This window comes from Micromonospora sp. NPDC093244 (assembly GCF_040683695.1).
Lineage (GTDB): Bacteria > Actinomycetota > Actinomycetes > Mycobacteriales > Micromonosporaceae > Micromonospora.
Genome location: NZ_JBFBEO010000001.1, coordinates 1,129,415 through 1,150,873, shown reverse-complemented (window position 1 = coordinate 1,150,873; position 21,459 = coordinate 1,129,415). Strand labels below are relative to the sequence as shown.

At 71.8% G+C, this 21,459-nt stretch carries 14 protein-coding genes; 6 read left to right on the top strand and 8 right to left on the bottom strand.

Annotated elements, in window-relative coordinates:
• The first annotated feature begins 55 nt into the window (after positions 1 to 55).
• On the top strand, positions 56 to 352 hold the full coding sequence (locus AB0N27_RS05040) for a DUF6582 domain-containing protein (protein ID WP_357980946.1): 297 nt from the start codon (positions 56 to 58) through the stop codon (positions 350 to 352).
• A gap of 47 nt (positions 353 to 399) precedes the next feature.
• Here the strand turns inward: AB0N27_RS05040 and AB0N27_RS05035 are convergent, their stop codons facing one another.
• Positions 400 to 687, bottom strand: a complete 288-nt coding sequence (locus AB0N27_RS05035; RefSeq protein ID WP_364363295.1) for a hypothetical protein — start codon at positions 685 to 687, stop codon at positions 400 to 402.
• Between the two features lie 53 nt (positions 688 to 740).
• Between AB0N27_RS05035 and AB0N27_RS05030 the strand changes: the two genes are divergently transcribed.
• The 4 genes from AB0N27_RS05030 (at position 741) to AB0N27_RS05015 (ending at position 3,640) form a co-directional block, all read left to right on the top strand.
• The gene (locus AB0N27_RS05030; protein ID WP_364363292.1) at positions 741 to 1,181 is read left to right on the top strand and encodes a hypothetical protein; all 441 of its coding nucleotides are present in this window, start codon (positions 741 to 743) and stop codon (positions 1,179 to 1,181) included.
• An 84-nt stretch (positions 1,182 to 1,265) separates the two neighbouring features.
• Positions 1,266 to 1,907, top strand: a complete 642-nt coding sequence (locus AB0N27_RS05025) for an alpha/beta hydrolase (RefSeq protein WP_364363289.1) — start codon at positions 1,266 to 1,268, stop codon at positions 1,905 to 1,907.
• A gap of 77 nt (positions 1,908 to 1,984) precedes the next feature.
• Positions 1,985 to 2,521: an alpha/beta hydrolase gene (locus AB0N27_RS05020; protein ID WP_364363287.1), complete on the top strand. Its 537-nt coding sequence runs from the start codon at positions 1,985 to 1,987 to the stop codon at positions 2,519 to 2,521.
• A 291-nt stretch (positions 2,522 to 2,812) separates the two neighbouring features.
• Positions 2,813 to 3,640, top strand: a complete 828-nt coding sequence (locus AB0N27_RS05015) for a helix-turn-helix transcriptional regulator (RefSeq protein ID WP_364363284.1) — start codon at positions 2,813 to 2,815, stop codon at positions 3,638 to 3,640.
• Positions 3,641 to 3,645: 5 nt separating this feature from the next.
• Here AB0N27_RS05015 and AB0N27_RS05010 read toward each other — a convergent pair whose 3' ends face one another.
• The 4 genes from AB0N27_RS05010 to AB0N27_RS04995 form a co-directional block, all read right to left on the bottom strand.
• Positions 3,646 to 4,056: a VOC family protein gene (locus AB0N27_RS05010; protein WP_364363281.1), complete on the bottom strand. Its 411-nt coding sequence runs from the start codon at positions 4,054 to 4,056 to the stop codon at positions 3,646 to 3,648.
• A 214-nt stretch (positions 4,057 to 4,270) separates the two neighbouring features.
• Positions 4,271 to 4,999, bottom strand: a complete 729-nt coding sequence (locus AB0N27_RS05005) for an alpha/beta hydrolase (RefSeq protein WP_364363278.1) — start codon at positions 4,997 to 4,999, stop codon at positions 4,271 to 4,273.
• A gap of 204 nt (positions 5,000 to 5,203) precedes the next feature.
• On the bottom strand, positions 5,204 to 6,628 hold the full coding sequence (locus tag AB0N27_RS05000; RefSeq protein ID WP_364363275.1) for an NAD(P)/FAD-dependent oxidoreductase: 1,425 nt from the start codon (positions 6,626 to 6,628) through the stop codon (positions 5,204 to 5,206).
• Position 6,629: 1 nt separating this feature from the next.
• Positions 6,630 to 7,190 (bottom strand): hypothetical protein, encoded by a 561-nt coding sequence (locus AB0N27_RS04995; protein WP_364363272.1) that lies wholly within the window; start codon positions 7,188 to 7,190, stop codon positions 6,630 to 6,632.
• Between the two features lie 174 nt (positions 7,191 to 7,364).
• Between AB0N27_RS04995 and AB0N27_RS04990 the strand changes: the two genes are divergently transcribed.
• A complete protein-coding gene (locus tag AB0N27_RS04990) occupies positions 7,365 to 7,976 on the top strand; it encodes a TetR/AcrR family transcriptional regulator (protein WP_364363270.1) in 612 nt (203 codons plus the stop codon).
• 11 nt (positions 7,977 to 7,987) lie between these two features.
• On the opposite strand, the gene AB0N27_RS04985 is transcribed toward AB0N27_RS04990, so the two are convergent.
• The 3 genes from AB0N27_RS04985 to AB0N27_RS04975 all read right to left on the bottom strand — a co-directional run bounded on the left by AB0N27_RS04985 (position 7,988) and on the right by AB0N27_RS04975 (position 21,458).
• Entirely contained in the window at positions 7,988 to 9,223 is a 1,236-nt protein-coding gene (locus AB0N27_RS04985) for a low temperature requirement protein A (protein ID WP_364363267.1), read from the bottom strand.
• 71 nt (positions 9,224 to 9,294) lie between these two features.
• Positions 9,295 to 20,205 (bottom strand): amino acid adenylation domain-containing protein, encoded by a 10,911-nt coding sequence (locus AB0N27_RS04980; RefSeq protein ID WP_364363264.1) that lies wholly within the window; start codon positions 20,203 to 20,205, stop codon positions 9,295 to 9,297.
• Complete coding sequence (locus tag AB0N27_RS04975; RefSeq protein ID WP_364363261.1) at positions 20,202 to 21,458, bottom strand: MFS transporter; 1,257 nt, start codon at positions 21,456 to 21,458, stop codon at positions 20,202 to 20,204. Before AB0N27_RS04975 ends, AB0N27_RS04980 begins: the two co-directional genes overlap by 4 nt.
• Position 21,459 lies beyond the last annotated feature (1 nt).

Sequence of the window (21,459 nt, the reverse complement as noted above, 5' to 3'; positions counted from 1 at the left end):
GCGGAATTTTCGGTCGACGGGGTGCTGTCGGGTGACGAGTGGGTATCGGTAGGCGATGAAGTCCACCTGGAAGCCCCACGAGGAACACGGAACCCTGTCCGAGAAGGAGAAGCGCGAGCTGCCGGCGAGTGTCTTCGCGTTTCCCGACAAGCGCAAGGAACCGCTTACCGACGCCGCTCACGTCCGCAACGCCGTCGCCCGGTTCGACCAGGTGCAGGGCGTCGACGACGAGGAGCGCGATCTGGCGTTCCAGAACATCCTCGCCGCCGCCGCGCACTACGGCGTCGACGTCGTGGAGACCGACTGGCACCAGCTGGGCCGCCGGCCCCACACGCCGAATCCGGCCCACTGAGCAGCTCGACCAGGGCGGAGGCAGCTTTAGGTCGTCACGCGTCGGCGTCAGAAGGGGGGCGCGTCCTCGCCCATCAACGCCAGCACGACGCCTCCCTTGCCGCTCTTGAGGCCCTGGACCACGACCCTGCCGGTGCTGCCGTCGGGCAGCTCCAGGGTGAAGGTCTTGCCCACCGCGTTCTTGGGACCGTTGCCGGCGTTGTTGGCGGGTCGGAAGTCACCTGCCCAGGGCGGGACCCCACCCCTGCGGGCGGGCTCGGCGAAGAGAGCGGCGGTGCCGGGGGTCCGGGTGCCGTCGGAGGCGAGAAGCACTGAGGCGCTGCGGTAGGTAGCCATATGCGCCACAGGCTATCCCGGACCGCCCTCCCCGAACAGGCTAGTTTGCTCGGATGAGTCTCCTCGATGACGTGGGCAAGCGTGACGGTTGGCGTTGCTGGGTGTGCGACGAGCCGGTCGACGCCGACATCTCGGTGAACGATCCGCGTGGTCCCAGCGTCGACAGCCGTACGGCCGACAGGAAGGCCAAGGTCACCGAGCGGCTCGCGCACCGTGCCTGCAACTCGCGCAAGGGAGCGGTCAAGGTGGTCATCGCCTGGCCGGACCGCCTGCACGTGGTGGAGCCCGCACCGCTGATCACCGTCGCCGAGCGGCTCGAACGCAAGGGCGGTCGCGAGCTGGTCGCCCGCTGTCCGAGCAGAAAGGACGCCCAGGAGACGGCGGACTGGCTGGTCGACCGGTTCTCCCGGCTGGTACCGGGCCTGCCCGTGACCGCAAGCGTCGACGCCGGTGGCGGGCAGTACCTCGTCGCCCTGGCCGCCGGCCGCCGCTGACGGGAGCGGTCCCGGCCGGCAACCGGCCCGGAGCGACGAACCGGGCGAGGCCGGCTGTCGTACCCGGCTGCGAGGCTCTCGGCCATGGCGACATTCGTTCTGATCCACGGTGGTGGCGGCAGCGCGTGGGACTGGCATCTTCTGGTGCCCGAGCTGACCGACCGCGGCCACGACGTGGTGGTTCCGGAACTGCCGATCGAGGACCCGTCGGCGGGGTTCGGCGAGTTCCGCGAAACGGTCGTGGACGCGATCGGCGAACGGAGCGACCTTGTCGTCGTCGGCCACTCGTACGGCGCGTTCACCGCACCCCTGATCGCCGACGAGTTGCCGGTGCGGCTGATCGTCCTGCTCACGCCGATGATTCCCAGGCCCGGCGAGAGGCCCGGAGACTGGTGGGACAACACCGGTTACCAGGGCACCGAAGGGCTCAGCGAGGAGCAGCAGTTCTACAACGGCGTGCCGGCCGAGATCGTCGCGGAGGCAGCGGCGCACAACCGGGACCAGGTCAGTGCCGAAGGCGACGAGCCGTGGCCTCTGGACGCCTGGCCGGACGTACCGACGAAGGTCCTCATCGGCCGTACGGACAGGTTCTTCCTCCCGGACTTCCAGCGCCGGGTGGCCGCCGACCGGCTTCAGGTCACCCCTGACGAGATCGACGGAGGCCACGCGGTGCCGCTCAGCCACCCGAGGCGGCTCGCCGACCGGCTGACCTCCTACCTGCGCTGACGACGCCAGCGGTCCCGCTGTGACATGGGCACCGGAGATCACGTGGTTGGATCGGCAACGTTGATGTGGAGGGCATGATGGCGCGTAGGGCGATCATTTTTCACGGGACCGGCGGCAATCCGGACGTTTGCTGGTACCGCTGGCTGGCGGGGCGGCTGGAGGCCCGAGGCTACGCCGTCGAGGTCCCGCACTATCCCGGCATCAACGCCGAGCCGATCGCCACGTTCCTGCCGAAGGTGCTGGCGGGGCACACCTTCGACGAGGACACGGTCCTGGTGGGTCACTCCGGCGGCGCGGCGCTCCTCCTGGCGCTCCTGGAGCAGGTGGATGTCACTGTCGCGCAGGCGATCCTGGTCGCCGGCTACTGCACCCGGCCCAACGCCAGCGAAGAACCGGTCCTGCAGGAGAGCTACGACTGGGCCGCGATCCGGTCGCACGTACGGGACATCTTCTTCATCAACTCCCGCGAGGATCCGTACGGCTGCGACGAGCGGCAGGGACGCGCCATGTTCGAGCGGCTCGGCGGCACCCAGATCGTGCGCGACGACGGGCATTTCGGCGACTACGACCAGCCGTACGAGCGGTTCGACCTGCTCGACCGACTCATCCCCTGACGGTCGCCCGTCCGCCGGCCGTGTTCCGGAACTGGTGACTGCTATCGGGAGCTGCCCCAGCGGGGCAATGTCACCGGGCGGCGCGGATGGTCAGTTGGACCGCTTGGAGGCACGGATCGGACCTGACCACAACTCCGCCGACATCGGGGAAGCCCTTGTCGATAACCGAGGCGTCTGCCCGTTCCGGCGAAGCGCCTCAGCCAAGATCCCGAGCGGCGGTTGCCGTACTAGACTTTGCGCGATTTGTATCTCGAACTGCCCTGCGTCGAGATGTTGTGAGGTGTCGTGGCCATGACGCGGAAATTGGCATTGCGGGACTTTTTGCGGGCACGGCGCAGCGCTGTGCAGCCGGCGGCGGCGGGCCTGCCCGAGGGGGGCCAGCGGCGCGTCGCCGGGCTGCGCCGAGAAGAGGTAGCGATGCTGGCTGGCGTCAGCGTCGACTATTACACCCGCTTGGAGCAGGGACGGGACATTTCTCCGTCTGATTCCGTGCTCGACTCGATAGCCCGGGTTCTGCGCCTCACCCCGGCGCAGCGGTCACAGTTGTACGCGCTCGTGCGAGACGGTGCCGGACGCGAAACGTCGCTGGCCGAGGAGCCGGTCCGTCCGACGGTTTTGAAGCTCCTCGTTGCTGTGGACATCCCGGCGATCGTCGTCGGCCGCGGAACGCGCGTGATCGCTTCGAACCCGCTGCACCGCGCACTGACGACCGACTTTTCGAAACAGCCATTCGAGCAGCGCTTCTACGCCCATTGGCTGTTCCTGGACCCAACGGCTCAGACGATCCTGCTCGATTGGGCTCGCTCTGCTCGCGAAACCGTCGGAGTGCTGCGATCCTCAGTGACGCGGTTTCCCCACGACCGGCGGCTGCGGGCACTGGTCGACGAACTGTCCGAGTCGAGCAAGGAGTTTCTGGCGTTGTGGAAAGAGAACGACGTCGAGGATCCGTCTTCCGGGGCGAAGCGGTACCGACATCCGGTCGCTGGTGAACTGACCCTCCTGCACGAGGTGGCCCAACTCTCGGGTGAACACTGGATCCACATGTACTGGGCGGAACCTGGTTCACCCTCCGCCGGCGCCCTGGACCTGCTGCGCGCCGCTGTCCGCGCGTCACCGTGAGCAGCTCACGCCTGGGTGGTCAGCTCGATGATCGTGCCTACGTTGTCGGTGACGAAGGCGATCCGTCTGCCGATTCGATCGATATGCATCGGACCTGCGATGGGCGTCACGTCGCGCTTCAGTAGTTGGGCCAAGACGTCATCGAGATTTTCGACGGCCACGCAGAAGTGGTGGAGCCGCTCCACGTCATGACTTGCCGGCAGGTTCGTCGGGACGCGGTTGCGCGTCTCCGCCCCGGCCGAGATGATTTCGATTCTGGTGTCGCCGTTGGTCATGAAGGTGAAGGTCGACCCGTGGGCATGGAACTGTTGGGTCACAGTGAAGTCGAGCTTCTCTGCATACCAGGCGATCGTGGTGTCGAGGTGCTCAGGCGCGACGGTGATGCCGACGTGGTCGTGGCGAACGTTGATCGTCATTGCGATCCTTCCGTGTGGAGTCGCTCTACCACATCGCGGTTCCACACGGAGCAAAAGAGGTCTGCTTGTCCGGGGAGGCGCCGTTCCAGGTCCCTCCTGCCCGGGGCTGCGTTGCCTAGGACAAGTCGTCCCACCCTCCGGGCCAGCCCCTGCTGACGGCGCCTCGGCACGTTCCGGGGCCTTCACCGGCCACCGGTGACTTCGGGAACAGGCCTCAGCGGGCGGCGGCCCGGGCGGCCGTGTCGATGAGGTCCGCGACCGGGCCGGGCTGCGAGACCGCCACAGCGTGGGACGCGTCGATCTCGACAGTCGTCGACCCGGCCCGATCAGCCATGAAGCGTTGCAGGTCCGGCGGAACGCCCAGGTCCTGGGTGGTGACCAGGGTCCAGGAGGGGATCGTCTTCCAGGCGGTCTTTGTCACGCTCTCCTGCTGGGCCTCGTCGGTGGGCGGTCGCTGGGTCACCGCCATCAGCGCGGCGGTGTCCGGGTCGACGTCGGCCGCGAACACCGCCGGGTACTTGTCTTGATCGATGTACTGCTCCATCGCCGTGCCACCGCCGTCGACGGGGATCGGCAGCATCTTGATGGAGGTGCCGAGCTGACTTCCGGGGTACTTGGCGATCAGATCGAAGACGCTCTCCCCGACCTCGGGGCTGATGCTCGCGATGTACACCAGAGCCTTGACGTTGGGGGCGCCATCCGCGGCTTCGGTGATCACTGATCCGCCGTACGAATGGGCGGCCATCACGACCGGCCCGGATATGGTGTCCACAACAGACCGGACGTACGCGGCGTCCTTCTGCACGCCCCGCAGCGGGTTCGCGACGGCAATGACCGGGTAACCCCGGCGTTTGAGGTGGGCGATCACCCCGTTCCAGCTCGACGAGTCGGCGAATGCGCCGTGTACGAGAACAATCGTGGGCATGTCAGAAGCGGCGTTCATCTGGCATTCCTTTCGAGGGGCCCAGGCTGCCCGCTGAATGCGGTGGCGCGGACCGGACGACGGTGTTCGACGGCGTCTCGCTGACGGCCGCGTACCGGCCCCCACTTTCGGCAGTGGGGGCCGCGCGGCAGCATCAGTATCAAGGCCGGTCTGACTCTCTGTCAGCGAGATCCGCAAAGCCGGCGGCAGGCACATGGCCCTCCGTCAACGGCCGTATGTCTCCAGCAGCCGCAGCCAGACCTCGCTGACGGTCGGGTACGCGGGGACCGCGTGCCACAGCCGGTCCAGCGGGACCTCGCCGACGACGGCGATCGTGGCGGCGTGGATCAGTTCCGCGACGTCCGGGCCGGCGAGGGTGAAGCCGACGATCACCTTCCGGTCCTCGTCGACGATCATGCGCGCGTGGCCCCGGTAGCCATCGGCGTGCAGGGAGGATCCGGCGACGGCGCCCAGGTCGTAGTCCACGACCCGGGTCCGCAGTCCGGCCGCCTCGGCCGCGGCGGCGGTCAGTCCCACCGACGCGATCTCCGGGTCGGTGAAGATCACCTGCGGCACCGCACGCTCATCGGCCGTGGCCGCGTGCCGGCCCCACCTGCCGTCCTGGACCTCCTGGCCCTTCGCCCGGGCCACGATCACGTCGCCCACCGCGCGTGCCTGGTACTTGCCCTGGTGCGTGAGCAGCACCCGCCGGTTCACATCACCCGCGGCGTACAGCCACTCCCCGCCGCCGACGACGCGTAATGTGTCGTCGACCGCCAGCCAGGCACCCGGCTCCAGCCCGATGCTCTCCAGGCCGATGTCCCGGGTGTTCGGCGTACGACCGATCGCCACGAGAACCTCGTCGGCCTCCACCCGACCGCCGTCGGCGGTGGTGATGTCGACCGTTCCGCTGTCGTTCCGGTGGACGGAGACGGCCTCCGCGCCGACGCGTACCGACACACCTGCCGCGCGCAACGACTCGGTGACCAGCTCACCCGCGAACGGCTCCACCGACGGCAACACACCGTCGCGGGCCAGCACCGTCACCGAGGATCCCAGGGCGGAGAACGCGGTGGCCATCTCGGCCGCCACCACGCCACCACCGATGATGGCGAGCCGGCGGGGAACCGACCCGGCAGAGGCCGCCTCCCGACTGGTCCACGGCGCCGCCTCCCGAAGGCCTGGGACATCCGGCAGGAGAGCGCTGCTCCCGGTCGCGACGACCACCGCGTGTCGCGCGGCCAACCTCGTCGTGACACCGTCGGCGCCGGTCACCTCGACGAGCCGGGCGGAAGCGATCCGCCCCTGGCCGCGGTGCAGCGCGATCCCGGCGGACTCCAGCCAGGACACCTGTCCGTCGTCCTTCCAGTGCGACGCGAAGGAGTCCCGGCGACCCAGAACCGCCGGCACGTCCAGGTCACCCGTCACCGCCTCGCGGGCACCCGGCACCTGCCGCGCCGCCCGCAGGACGGACGCGCTGCGCAGCAACGCCTTGGTCGGCATGCACGCCCAGTACGAGCACTCGCCGCCCACCAGTTCCCGCTCGACGACGGCAGCGGTCAGGCCGCCCCGCACGACCCGGTCGGCGACGTTCTCCCCGACCGGGCCGGCGCCGATCACGACGACGTCGTACTCGATGGTGGTGGTCATGTCAGTTGCCCTTCGCGCCGCGGCCGAGGCGCAGGGCGGCGATGAGGAAGAAGATGGCGCCGGGGATGGCGTAGCCTGCCGCGTTGGTCAGCGACGGGTTGTCCGCGGAAGCAGCGACGATGAAGGACCCGCCGGCCAGCACCGAGATGCCGCCGCTAATGATCATCGGCCATTGTCCGCCCATCCGGCGACGGGTGACGCCCACGGCGAGCTGGACCAGACCGGCCACGACCGCCCAGGCGCCCCACACGCTCAGCATCGCAGGGATGCCTGACGCGGCGGCGATACCCACGCCGACGGCGGCGATCAGACTGACCGCGATGTTCACGTACAGCAGGGCCGGCGTGCCTGTGGTGCGCGACGAGCGGAGGTCGTAGATGGCGGCGCCCACGTCGAACAGCGGGTAGAGCACGAACAGCACCACCGTGAGGGGGCTGATCTCCGTGGCGGTCGCGATCGTCACGAGTGCCCACACGATGGCGAACGCGAAGCGGACGAAGTACAGCCGGCGCAGCGCGGCAGCGGTCTGGGACATGCCCGTCGAAGAAGCAATGGTGGTCACGATGACCCTTCCGGATACCTAGGAGACCGAACGTTCTGTCGTGGTCAAGCATGGCCATGCCGATGCCATTGTGCAAGACCGACCGTTCTATCTCCCTGAGTGACCTGCGGCACAGCGCGGACGGCCATCCGCGAGACGCATCAGACCGAACGTTCTTTCCGCTAAAGTGGTGGCATGGCACGCGGCGACACCGACACCCGGCCCTCCGAGGCGCGACAGCGGCTCCTGTCCACGGCGACCCGGATCTTCTACGCCGAGGGCATCCACTCCGTGGGCGTCGACCGGATCATCGCCGAGGCGAAGGTGACCCGGGCCACCTTCTACAGGCACTTTCCGAGCAAGGAAGACCTCATCCTCGCCTACCTGCGTGAGGTCCACGAGATGGAACGCGGCAGGGTCGAGGCGACCATCGCCGCGAACCAGTCGGCGGTCGACCCCCTCCTGCAGATCGCCGGCTCCATCGCTCAGCACATCCAGTCCCCCGGGTTCCGTGGATGCGCCTTCCTCAACGCCGCGGCGGAATACCCGGACGCCGACAATCCCGTACGCCAGGAGATCATCGCCCACCGGCGGTGGTTCCTGGACACGCTCACCACGCTGATGGCCCAGGTCCACCCGGAGACGGCGGATCCCGCCGCGCGCCATTTCGTCATGCTCCGCGACGGCGCCATGGCAGCCGGATGCCTCTTCGACCCGGCCCTGGTGTCCGACACCTTCCTGTCGGGGGTCGAAGGACTGCTGCGAATCAACACCGAGCGCCGAGCGAGCGACTCCACCCGCTCGTGACGACAACGGGGTCAGGCCTCCGAGTCGCGATCCCCTGGTGTCTCCCCCGCGACCGGTGAGGCGGGGACCTCCGCCGGCCGTCCCCGACTCCGCCGCGCGTCCAGGAGCGCGACCAGGGCCAGCACGCCTGCCACCACGCTCAGCCCGACCATCGGCACCCAGCGGGCCAACGCCGGCGTGACCAGCAGCAGCGCCGCCAGGCCGACCAACCGGGATCGGGTGACCCGGCCGAAGATCTCGTGCTCCAGCCGCGCGCGGGCGACGAGGAAGAGCATCGGACCGCCGACCACGAACAGGAGCCAACTGGGCCGGGGCGGTCCGAACGGGTCGTCGATCACCAACTCGTAGCCGACCGACGTGACAAGCACGCTGAGGACGATCAACAGATGCGTCCGTTCCGACATCGCGCCCAGCCGGCCGGGCGTACCCGAACGAGCCAGGGCCTCGGTCAGCAGCAGACCGGCGCGGTAGAAGTAGATCCGCCAGATCAGCGCGCTTGTCATGAACGCGAGGGCGAAGGCGGCCGCCCGCAGGCCGGAGTAGTCGGCGCCGCCGCAAACCGTGCCGAGGACCAGAATCGACTCACCCAGGGCGATGAGAACCATCTGCTGGTACCTGTCGGCCAGATGCGTCCCGGCGATCCGCCAGCGGCCGATCCTCGAAGCGCCGAGCCGGGGCAGCGGCCAACCCAGGGTCCAGGCGATGTAGTCGACAGCGAGGGCCACGGCCCACAGCGACAGTCGGAACCGGTCCGGTCCCAACGCGCCGACCAGCCACAGCGGCATGGTCGCGGCAGCCCACACGGCAAGCCGCAACGGCACCCTCCGTCGCGGATGGCCACCCAGCGCGGCGGCGACCACAAGCGGCCGCACCACCATCACCACCAGGTACGCGGCCACGAACGGCACCGCCCGCTCCTCCATGGCGCGTGGCAACGTCACCGCCATCACCAGACCGGCGAACATGGTGCCGACCACTACCGCCTGGACGACCGGCTGCTCCGGCTCGTAACGGCTGGTGATCCAGGCGGTGTGCGACCAGATCAGCCAGAGCGCCAGAAAGAGCAGCAGCGTACGAGCGAACCCCTCGGCGAGCGCCCAGCCGGTGTCGTCGCCCAGGCCGGCGAATCGTTGCGAGACCCGGGTGAGGGCCACCACGAACGCCAGATCGAAGAAGAGCTCCAGGAACGTGGCCCGGCCCGAACTCTCGGGAGGACGCAGCAGTGCGGCACCGCGCTCCGCCGCCATCGACCGCCTCCGTCCCACCCCTCGTCGCCCAACGATCAGAGGTCGGCGGGGTTGCGGCAGCCAGCCTGCGGTCAGCTCTGCGGGCCCACCTGCCGCCCGGCGTCGACGAGGTTCTCGCGCAGGAGGTCCAGGAACCTCCCACACCAGGCCTCCACCGTCGAGCGGTCGAACAGGTCGGTGGAGTACTCGACCACGCCACGCAGGCCGTCGGCGAACGGCGTGACGACCATGGAGAAGTCCCGGCGGGCGCAGCCGAGCCCCTGGTCCGTCACCTGCACCGTCAGGCCGGGCAGCTCGACCTCGGGTACGCCCGGATTCATCCCGAACAGCAGGGTGGCCACCGGCGGCGTACCGGCGTGCCACTCGGGATCCACCGCTGCGTAGATCGCGGGCAGGGGCGCCGGCTGGTGCCGGATCGCGTCGAGGAACGCCCGCTCGGTGCCGGCCACCAGCTCGGTGAAGGACGTCGCGGCGGCAAGCGGTGGCCGCAGCAGCAGAGGACTGGTGAACAGACCGACCACCGACTCGAAGGCCCGGTCGTCGCGGTGGGCGTAGGGACAGGCGAGCACGATGTCGCCGCTGCCGGTCAGCTCGCGCATCAGGCACGCGTAGGCCGCCGCCAGCACGGGAAAGATCGTGCTGCCACTGCGGGCGGCGAAGCGCGTCACACGCGCGGTCAACTCGGCCGGGACGTCGAAGGTGAACTCCTCGCCGTGACCTGACAACCGCGCCGGCCGCGGCCGGTCCGTGGGTAGCGCCACCGAGCGGGGAGCGCCGTCGAGCTGACGTCGCCAATACGCGAGCACGTCAGGCGCCACAGGCGTGGCGCGCTGCCGGCGCGCGTACTCCAGGTAGGTGGTCGGGGGTGATGGTGGGATCGTCGCGTCCCCGCGCTCGGCGGCGTACCCGCGCCCCAGTTCGTCGAGGAGCTGCAGCATCGACCATCCGTCGCCGTTCAGGTGGTGCACGACGAGCATCAGCACCAGGGTCTCGTCGTCGACCCGGGCCAGTCGGGTCCGGAGCCAGGGGCCGGCATCGTCGGGGAAGGTCTCCCGTCCGACGCGTAGGCACCACTCGTCGACCTGGTCCGCGCGGAGGTCGACCACGGGCAGGCCCACCCCGTCCGCCGGCAGGACCTCCTGGATCAGCTCACCGTCGCGCTCCACCAGGCGGGTCCGCAGCGCCTCGTGCCTCGCGACGAGCCCGTCCACCGCGCGTCCGAGAGCGGGCAGGTCGGGTCGGCCGGTGAGGTCCATCCGCACCGCCATGTGCACGGCCGGCGGATTGGGCGCCTGACGCTGGCGGCGCCACATCAGCTCCTGCTGGTACGTCGTCGGCGCCCGGTCCACGACCGCGTCGCCACCCTTCGGCGACAGGGCCGCCGCCATGTCCCGGATGCCACGGCTGCGCAGCACCTCGTGCACGCTCACCGTGACCTCGCCGAGCGCGCTCAGGCGGTTGGCCAGACGGACGGCGGCGAGAGAGTGGCCACCGGCCGCGGTGAAGGGGACGTCCACCGACAACCGGGACACTCCCAGCTCAGCGCACCACGCATCGTGGACGAACCGTTCCTGACTCGTGCGGGGCGGCTCGTCGGCGGGCGCGGCGGCCGGCGCCGGCAGGCGGGCGGTGTCCACCTTGCCGGTGTCGGTGGTGGGCAGCGCGTCAAGCAGCACCCAGGCCGCCGGCATCAGATGCGCGGGGAGCCGATCGGCCAGCAGCGAGGCGAGCCGCGCGGTCCGGGCGCCGGCCGGCCCGTCGGTCTCGTCGGTCACCACGTACGCGGCCAGGTAGGGGTCGTCGCCCCGGTCGTGGCGGGCGATCACCGCCGCCTGCCGTACACCTGGCAACAGTGCCAGTTCGGCGGCGGCCTCGCCCGGCTCCACCCGGTGCCCGGAGATCTTGACCTGGTCGTCCCACCGGCCGACGAACTCGAGGGTGCCGTCTCCGCGCAGCCTGACGAGATCGCCGGTGCGGTACATCCGCTCGCCGGGCTGGTGCCGGTCCGGCACGAACGCCGCGGCGGTGTCGGCGGGTCGCCCCAGGTAGCCGCGGGCCACACCGGCGCCGCTCACGTACAACTCCCCCACCGCGCCCGGTGGCACCGGAAGGCCCGCGGGGTCCAGCAGATGCAGCCGCCTGTTGTCCACGGCGGTGCCGATGTCGACGGGTCCGTCGCCGGCCGGCGACACCGGGCCGGCAGTGGTGACGATGCTGCACTCGGTCGGCCCGTAGGCGTTGATCACCTCCGCGGGGAAGCCGGCGGGCGGGCGACGCCGCAGCTGGCTGCCCCCGACGACGAGCGTCCGGAGAGTGGCGGGCGCGGCATCCGGTAGCGCGAAGACCAGCTCGGCCAGGGGCGCCGGCAGCAGCGCCACCGTGACGCCGTGCCGGGACCACCAGTCGACCAGGGCGGCCGGGTCCGACCGGACCTCCGCCGGGACGAGGTGGACGGTGGCGCCGGCGGCGAGAGCCGGGTGGATCTCGGCGAGGTTCGCGTCGAAGCCCAACCCCAGGCCGTGCGCCACCGTGTCGGCAGGGGTGAGCGCGAGCGCCCGCACATGCCAGGACACCGTGTCCACGGCAGCCCGGTGCGGCACCAGGACCCCCTTGGGTCGGCCGGTGGAACCCGAGGTGTACACGCACCAGGCGAGGTGCTCGGGGTCGGGCACCCGCGAGGGCGGCGGCAGGTGCGGGTCCACCGGCTCCTCCACGAGGACGTACGCCACCTCCCTCGGGTGGTCGACCTCGGCGGTGGTGAGCAGCAGCCGCGCGTCGCTGTCGGCCAGCAGGGCACCGACGCGCGCGGCCGGTAGCGCCGGATCGAGGGGGAGGAACCCGGCGCCGGCCATCAGGACGGCGAGCTGCGCGGCGACGAGTTCGGGCCGTCGGGGCAGGAGCACCGCCACGACGTCGTCCGGTCCCACCCCGGCCGCTGCGATCCGGCGGGCCAACAGCTCGGCCCGCCGGTGCAGCTCCCGGTACGTCCACCGGGTCTGGCCGCAGACCACCGCGACGGCGTCGGGCGTGCGGGACGCCTGCCTGACGAACGGGTCGTGCAGCCGTTCGGCGAGCGGTTCGGTGCGCGGCCCACTGAGCTGCCCGGCCGGCGCGTCGAGGCGTGTCGCCAGGCGGGACAGCGGATCACCGGGCTGCCGGGTCGCCTGGTCGAGCACCCGCTGGACGTCGTCGAGGAACCGCCGCACGGTGGTGCGGTCGAACACCTCGGTCCGGTACTCGACGTGGCAGTGCACGGTGTCCCGGTGGGACAGGTAGACGATGAGGTCGACGGGCGCCTTGTCCAGACCGACCCGCAGGGGCGTCGCCGTCACCCCGGGCAGGTCGAACGTGAAGAGTTCGTCGCCGTTCTCGTACTCGACGACGACGTCGAAGAGCGGATGGTGTCCGACCTGCCGGTCCATGGCGAGCGCGTGGACCAGGACGTCGAACGGGACGACGTGGTCGTACCCGTCGACCGCGCTGGCCTGGATCCGCGCGACAAGGTCCCGGAAGGTGGGGTCGCCGGTGAGGTCCAGTCGCAGCGGCACCGTGTTGACGAAGAACCCGATCAGGTCCTGCGAGTTCTCGTCCCGTCCACTGGTGCCGGTGCCCACCACCAGGTCGGGCTGGCCGCTGTACCGGAACAGCATCACCCCGAACGCGCTGAGCAGCGTGCTGAACGGGGTCACCCCCTCGGCCCGGCTGAACCGTCGGATCCGCTCGTCCAGGTCGGCCGGGAAGTCCACGAAGAGGCTCTCACCGGCGGCCGACGGGACGGCCGGCCGCTGCCGGTCAGACGGCAGGACCAGGGTCGGCGGCGGCGGGTCGAGCTGGTTCAGCCAGTAGTCGAGGTGCTTGTCGGGCTCGTCGGCGGCGGCACGGGCCCGCGTGAGTTCCGGATAGCTCACCGGCAGCGGGGGCAGGTCCGGCGTACGGCCGGCGACCCGGGCCTGGTAGCACGCCGACACCTCCCGGGTCAGCACGGCGTACGAGCCGCCGTCGGTGGCCAGGTGGTGGAACGCCATCACCAGCACGTGCCGCGTCGGGGAGAGACGCAGCAGCTCGAAGGTGAACAACGGGCCCTCGACGAGGTCGAACAGACGCCCGCTCACCGAGGCCATCGCCTCCCGTACGACTGTCTCCTCGTCGGCTCCCGCGTGGTCGCGTACCGGAATGGCGACCTCCAGTCGCGGGTGGACGATCTGGCGGGGCTCCCCGTCGATCTCGCGGTAGGTGGTCCGCAGCGGGGCGTGCCGGTCCACGACGTCCTGCACCGCGTCGCGGAACGCGACCGCGTCGAGCGTGCCGTGCAGCCGCACCGCGGCGCCCTCGGTGTACGCGGGGGTGCCCGGATGGGTCTGCTCGGCAAGCCACAGCCGCCGCTGCCCCGGGGACAACGGTGCCGTGTCGACCACCTCGGCGGTGGGTCGGGACTCCCGGCGGCGGGTGGCCCGGCGCAGCGTGTCGATGACCGGCAGCCCGTCCCGGACCGCCTGCGCCGGCAGGCCGAAGTCGACGAAGCAGGCGATCTCGTCCGCGCCCGCCGCGAGGATCTGGTCCAGGACCGGCCGGCAGCTCTCCGGCGACCCGATGAGGGCCCGCTCGTCGCAGTACCGCTCGTACGCGCGGGAGAGCACGAACCGGACGTCGTCGTCGGGGGTGTCGGCCAGGTCGATGTTCATCCCGAGACTGTTGACCACCTGCCCGAGCAGGCTGAACGACGAGCGCAGGTACGCGCAGAACGGCTCGAAGGCCGTCGCGCGGGCCCGCTCGGCGTCCTCGTCGAGGTACGTGTGCATCAGCACCACGACCCGTCCGGCGTCGGGGTCGAGCCCGTGCTCGGCGCGGGTGCGGCGGTACAGGGCGATGTTCTCCGCCAGCCGCGCGACGTCCTGCGTCATCAGGTTGGTCACCACGCCCAGGCCCCGGCGGGCGGCCTCGCGGTAGCTGTCCGGGTTGCCGACGATGGCCGTGAAGATCGGCGGCTCGGCCTGCACCGGACGGGGGAAGAGCCGGACGTCGATGTCCTCGCCGGTGCCGGAGCGGGCCTGGACGGCCTCGCCACGCCACAGCCGCCGGACGGTGTCCAGGTTCTCGTACATCACCTGCTTGTGGCGGCGGAAGTTGTCCGGGTAGAAGACGAAGTCGTTGGCGTGCCAACCGGGCGCGCAGCCGAGACCGACCCGGCCACCGGAGAGACGGTCCACCATGGACCACTCCTCGGCGACCCGGATGGGATGGTGCAGCGGCAGCACCACCGACCCGGCGTTGAGCCGCAACCGGCGGGTCCGTACCGCCAGGGCGGCGGCGAGCACCGACGGGTTGGGGAAGATCCCGCCGAACGAGTGGAAGTGCCGCTCCGGCAACCACACGGCGTGGAAGTCGTGCGCGTCGGCGAACTCGGCGGCGTCCAGGATCACCTCGTACGAGTCGTCCCGGCCCTGCTCGGCGTAGTCGCCGAAGAAGTAGAGGCTGAAGTCGACAGTGTCGGCCGGCGCCGGTTGCGGGGCGATCGCCGGCCGCGGAGCGACCACGGGCTGCGGGGCGACCAGGGGCTGCGGGAGCGGCGCGGGCTGCGGGATGGGCGCGGGCTGCGCCGGTGGCAGCGGTTGGGCCGGCGGGGCCGGTGCCCCTCCCCCGAGCAGTGCGAGCTGGTCCCGCATGAGATCGAGCTGACGGTTCACGACGGCGACCAGGTCGGCCGACACCTCCCCGGGGCGGCCGGGCAGCGGCGTGGCCGCGTCCGCCGGTGGCCCTGCGCTCGCCGGTGGGGGCGTGCCGTTCGCGCGCGCGGTCGCCGGGTCCGCTGCCACCAGCCCCGGCGAGGGCGCGATCGACGGGACGGGCACGGTTGACGGGACCGGCGCGGTCGACGGGACGGGCGCGGTCGACGGGACGGGCGCGGTCGACGGGACGGGCGGACGCGCCGGGTCGGCGGGGTTCGTCGCCGGTGAGGCACCGCCGACCACCGCCTCGGCGAGACGGCGGGGGGTGCCGACCGCGCCGAACAGGTCGCGTACCGGCATCCGCACGCCGAACGTGTTGTTGATTTCCCGGGACATGGTCATCAGGAGCAGCGAATCCGCGCCGGACTGGAGGAACGTCTCGTCCGGGTCGATCTCGGTGGCGTCCACGCCGAGCCGCTCGGCGGTCAGGGCCAGCACCCGCGTGAGCGCCGCGTCCACCGCCGGGGCGGGCTGCCGCTCCCGGTCGGGCGCGACCGGCGGAGTTGCCGCGACGGCCTCCGCCGGTACGCCAGCCGCCGACGGCGGGGTCTGCTCCACAGGTCCTCGTTTCTCGGCCCAGAACCGCCGCCGCTGGAAGGGGTAGGCCGGCAACGACGTCCGCCGGCCGCCGCAGTCGGCGGTGAGCGCCGCCCAGTCCACCCCGACTCCGCCGACGTGCAACTCCGCGACGGCCTGCCAGACCCCGTCGACGGGTGCCAGCTCCCTGCGCTGCGACGGCACCCACCGCAGCTCCGACCCGGCGCCCCTGGCGATCCCGCTCAGCACACCGTCCGGTCCCGCCTCCACCACCGTCGCGACGCCCTGCTCGTGCAGGGTCCGCACCGCGGCGTCGAACAGGACCGGCTGGCGGGCCTGGCGACACAGGTAGTCGACGTCGGGCAGCCAGCCCGCCCGCCGCACCTGACCGTCCACGGTGCTGACCACCGGCACCCGGGTCGGCCGTACCGTGACCCCCTCGACCACGCGCCGGAACCTGTCGAGCACCGGCTCCACTGCCGCCGAGTGGAACGCCCGGTCGACCGACAGCGGGCGGGTCACCGCAGCGAGCCGTTCGGCGCGGACGGCCAACGCCCGCACCGCCTCGGGCGGCCCGGAAACCACGTACTGCTTCGGACCGTTGTGGGCGGCGACCTCCACCTCGCTTCCGGCGACCAGCTCCCGTACGACGTCCGCGTCCGCGAGCACCGCGAGCATCGCGCCGGGCGGCATGTCCTGCTGCATGAGCCGGCCACGATGGGCGGTGAGCGTGACCGCGTCGGCAAGCGACAGGGCGCCCGCGGCGACGAGTGCGGCGTACTCCCCCACGCTGTGCCCCACGAGGCAGCCGGGGTTCAGCCCCCAGGACCGCCACAGTTCGGCGAGCGCCACGCCTGTGACGACGAGGGCCGGCTGCGCCACGTCGGTCGGACGGGTGCCGGCGCCCGGCCGCTCGCGCAGTCGGGCGACCAGGTCGCCGCCGACCGCCCGCCGGTACGCCTCGGCCCCCTCGTCGAGCACCTGTCGGACCACAGCGAAGCGCTCGGCGAGGTCGAGGACGACCCCACGGAGATCCCCCTGGCCCGGGAAGGCCAGCGCGACCGAGCCGGGCGTCTCCGCGACGGCCTGCCCGACCCGCACCCTGCTGTCGTCGACGCCGCTCAGGTAACCGTCCAGGGCGTCGGCCAGCGCGGCGGTGGAGTTGGCGCGGGCGACCAGGCGGTGTCGCAGATGGCGGCGGGCCCGGGCGGCGGTCGAGACCACGTCCGCCATCGGCAGTTCCGGCTGGGAACGCAGCCGGTCGCGGTATCGGGCGGCGAGTTCCCGCAGCGCGCTCGGGTCGGCGGCGGAGAGGGGCAGCAGTCCCGGCGCCGGTTGGCCCGGGGACCCACCGACCGGGCGGGGCGCCGGCGGCTGCTCGACGAGCAGGTGGGCGTTCGTGCCGCCCACCCCGAGCGCGCTCACCGCCGCCCGGCGCGGGTGGGAGGCCTGCGGCCAGTCGGTGCGGTCGGTGACGATCGTGAACGGGCCGTCGGACAGCTCGATCGCCGGGTTCGGCCGGGTGAAGTTGATCTGTGGGGGAATCCGGCCGTCGCGGACGGTCAGGACCGCCTTGATCAGACCGGCCATGCCGGCGCAGCTGTCCAGGTGGCCGATGTTGGCCTTGACCGAGCCGAGGATCGGTCGGGCGTCGCCGTACACCTCGGCCAGGGCGTGGTGTTCCACCGGATCGCCGAGGGCGGTGCCGGTGCCGTGCGCCTCGACGTAGCCGATCGACCCGGCCGGCACCGCCGCGACATCCAGCGCCCGTCGGGCGACGTCGACCTGGCCGGACACGCCGGGGGCGATGAAGCCGACCTTGCTGGCGCCGTCGTTGTTGACAGCCGAGCCGAGGAGCACCGCGTGGATGCGGTCCCCGTCGGCGAGGGCGCGGTCGAGCGGTTTGAGGACCACCGCGGCGACACCGTTGCCCCCGACCGTACCGTCGGCGTCGGCGTCGAACGGCCGGCAGCGCCCGCGGGACGACAGGATGGACCCGGGAGTGGCCCGGTAACCGGTCACCTGCGGCACGTGCAGCGCGACGGCGCCGGCGACGGCCAGATCCGCCTCCCCGTCGAGCAGGGACCGCACCGCCAGGTGCACCGCCACCAGGGAGGTCGAGCAGGCGGTCTGCACGTTGATCGCCGGCCCGGTCAGCCCGAGGCGGTAGGAGATCCGGGTGGCCAGGAAGTCGGGCTGGTTGCCGAGCGCCGCCCCGATCGACGCCACCGGATCGGCCGACCCGGTGAACTCCCCGAGCTGGTGCCGCAGGTAGTTGTGGTGCGGGTACAGGTTCATCCCGCTGCCCGCGTAGACGGCGGTGCGAAGACCGGGGCCGTCGCCCGGGTGCCCCGCGTCCTCCAACGCGTGGTGGCACGTCTCGAGGAACAGTCGGTGCTGCGGGTCCAGCATCTCGGCCTCCCGCGCGGAGATGCCGAAGAATCCCGCGTCGAAGCCTGTGATGTCATCGAGGGTGCCGCTCGCGGCGACGAAGTCGGGAGCGGCAGCCGTCTCCGGCGGAACTCCGGCCGCCACCAGTTCGTCAGGGGTGAAGAAGCGGATGCTCTCCACCCCGGCGAGCAGGTTGGCCCAGTACCGCTCGACGGTGTCCGCACCGGGGAACCGCGCGGCCATGCCGATCACCGCGACGCGCCGGTCCCGTGTCTTCGTCTCGATCGGCGCCGGTGACGGCGCGGCGGGCGTGGCGGCGAGATGGGCGCTGAGCGCGTGGACCGTGGGGTGGGCGAAGAGCGTGGGCGCGGAGATCCGGCGGCCCAGCGCCTGCTCCAGGCGGGACCGGAGCCGAACCATCTCGACCGATCCGACGCCCAGCTCGTAGAACGGCACACCGGGGTCCACCGCAGCGCCGGTCAGGTCGGCGAGGATGTCGGCCACCAGGGCCCGTACCTCCGCGTGGCCGGGCGCGGCGGGCAGCGCGCCGGCGACGGCGGCGTCCGCGCCATCGCGGCCCGGCGTGGGGAACTCCCCGGCCACGTAGCGGCGGCGCAGCGCCGCGCGCTGGATCTTCCCGCCCGAGGTACGCGGGAACTCGTCAGCCGGCACCGCGACGACCGCCTCAGGCGTTACCTGCCAACGCCGGGCCACCACGGACGTGACGCCCCGGATCACCCGTTCGACAGGCACGTCGTCGTCGGGGACGTAGAAGACCACGAGCGCCTCGGTCCCGGTGCGGGGATTCGACACGCCCACGGCGGCGGCCAGACCGGCGCGTACGCCGGGCACCTCGCCCACCACCCGTTCGACCTCGTGGCTGGGGAGGTTCTGTCCGTTGAGGATGATCAGATCCTTGGCGCGTCCGGTGATCGCGACCTCCCCGTCCCGCATGAACGCGAGGTCGCCCGTGTCGAGCCAGTCGTCTCCGCCCGGGAACGCGAGCCGGGACGCCTCCGGATCGTCCAGGTATCCGCGCGTGACCCGGGCCGAGGTGATCTGGAGGCGGCCGATGCGACCCTCGGGGAGGACCGTGCCGTCGTGGTCGACGATCCGCACTGTGGTTCCCGGGGCGGGGCGTCCGACGGACAGGTACTCGGTGACGGTCTCCGGGGCGTCGTCCTCGGTGGCCCACTCCAGGTCACCGTCCAGACTCGAGGTACGGAGGCGGTGCCGGGCGCCGGGCGCCGCGTAGCGGGCGTAGATGATGCCTGTGGTGGTCTCCGACATGCCCCAGGCGGGACGCACCGCCGTCACCGGAATCCCGCTGACCGCCAGGAACGCCTCGATCGTCTCTGACAGGCACTGTTCCCCGCCGCTGACCAGGCATCGCACGTCGCGAAGGTCCCACTGCCGGTCCGGCGTACGCGCGACCGCGTCGGCCACCAGCCGTAGCCCGAAGTTCGGTGCCCAGCTGTGCGTCACCCGGTGCCGCCGCATCAGCTCCAGCCAGCGCGGCGGGTCGGCGAGCACCACCTCGGTGGCGACGTGCACGGTGCTGGCCCCGAGAAAGATCCCGGCGACGTGGTAGAGCAGCAGGCCCGCGGAGTGGTCCAACGGCAGCCAGTTGAGCAGGATGTCGCTCGGGCCGATCTCGAGCATCTCCCGGGCGCCGACGGCGTTCTCGGCGAGCGCCCGGTGGGTCAGGGGCATGATCTTGGGGGTGCCCGTGCTGCCGGAGGAGAGCTGCAGCAGCGCCACCGCCTCCGGGTCGTCGACCGGTTCGATCCGGCCCGCCTCGCCGAGGGACGGCCCCTGCCGGCGGTCACCCCCGGCAGTCAGCTCGGACGCCGCCACCACCCGGTCCCGCACCGCCAGGCGGGCGAGCACCTCGCGGTCGTCCGTGCCGCCCACGACGAGCGGCTCCCCGAGCCGGCGCCAGGCGTGCAGGAGGGCGCCCACACCCGGGGCGTCGGCGTCGTAACCGCCGAGGGCACCCACGGTCAGCGGGATCATGCCCCCCAGCACGCAGCCGGCGAAGACGGGCCAGTACTCGGCGCCGGACGTGATCCGCAGGATGACCGACGAGCCCGCCCGCGCCCCGTGTGCCCGCAGACCGGCCAACGACGTCTCTGCCCTGGCCAGCAGGCTCGGGTAGTCGAGGAACTCCTCGCGTCCGTCCGCGTCCACCACCTGGATGCCGCTGCCGGGGAAGTCCCGGGCCGCCCGGACGAGCGCCTCCCCCAGGGTGCGGGGGTGGGCGGCATCGTCCGGCACGGCCGGGCCGGAGCTGATCGCGGGAGGTCGGACGGACGGTGCTGGGTTCACGGGGCAACCTCGACTTTCTGTACAGCGGGTCGGTGCGGCCGGGGGCGGGCGTGGGCGATGACGAACACGACTGCGGCGACGAGCGCCAGCCCGTGCGCGGCGGCGACCACCGGGAGCGGGGGAAGTTGGTCGAGGGCGAACGCGCCGACGACCATCCCGAGGCCGAACCCGGCGTTCTGCGCGGCGCCGGCGAGGCCGAACAGCTGGGCCCGGCGGGACGGATCGACCTGTTGCAGGCGGGTGGTGTAGGCGATCTCGGCGTAGCCGTCCGCCATCCCGGCCATGAGCACCACGACGGCCAGGAGCCACAACGGTGGGCCGGTGAAGGCGAGGATGAACAGCGTCGACATCGCGCAGGTGGCGATCCCGAACGCCGTCGGGGAGGCCCGCCCGGCGTCGCGGTGCCCGGACGCGCGGGCGAACCAGCGGCCGACGACGAGGCTGCCGACCGCCCATGCCGTGGTGAACAGGGCCGCGAACGACGCGGGCGCGTCGGGGTGGGTCAGACTCGCGTACACGGGTAGCCCCACGTTGTGCGACGCGGAGCCGAAGGCGTCGGCGGCCCGGACCGCGATCATCGCCAGCACCACCGGGGCGAGCCCGGACAGCGCCCGCGAGAGGCGCGGGCCGGGTCGGTGGCCGGCCTGTCGCCCGCGCGCCGGCGCGGCCGCCGGGCGCCAGCTCCCCACCCTGGTCAGCAGGAGCGCGGACACGGCGAAGGAGGCCGCGTCGACAAGGAACGCGGCGTGGTAGCCGAGCAGTGTGACCAGCAGGCCCGAGGTCCCGAAGCCGAGCAGCATGGCCGTCGAACGGCCCGTGACGAGGTGCGCGTTGGCGCGGGCCAGCCCTTCGGGCCCGACCAGGTCGGGCAGCCCGCTGCGCAGCGCGACACCCCACAGGGCCTGGCCGGCGCCGAGCACGACGGCGAGCCCGTAGAGCACCGCCAGTTTCGCTCCCACCGGGACCACGACCAACAGCACGAGCATGGCGGCCGACACCACGTCCGCGGTGACCATCAGGCCGGTCCGGGTGTACCGGCCGACGAGAACTCCGGCGATCGGCGCCATGACGACCCCGGCAGCCAGACGCACGGCCATGAACAGCCCGGTCTGCACTGTGGATCCCGTGAGGTCCAGTGTGAACAGCCCCAGCGCCACCATGTTGAGGAAACTGCCGTAGGTGGACGAGGCCTGTGCGGCTATGACGAGGCGAAGGGGCCGCGCCGTGCGGACCCCCGTCGTTGGCAGGCGCAAC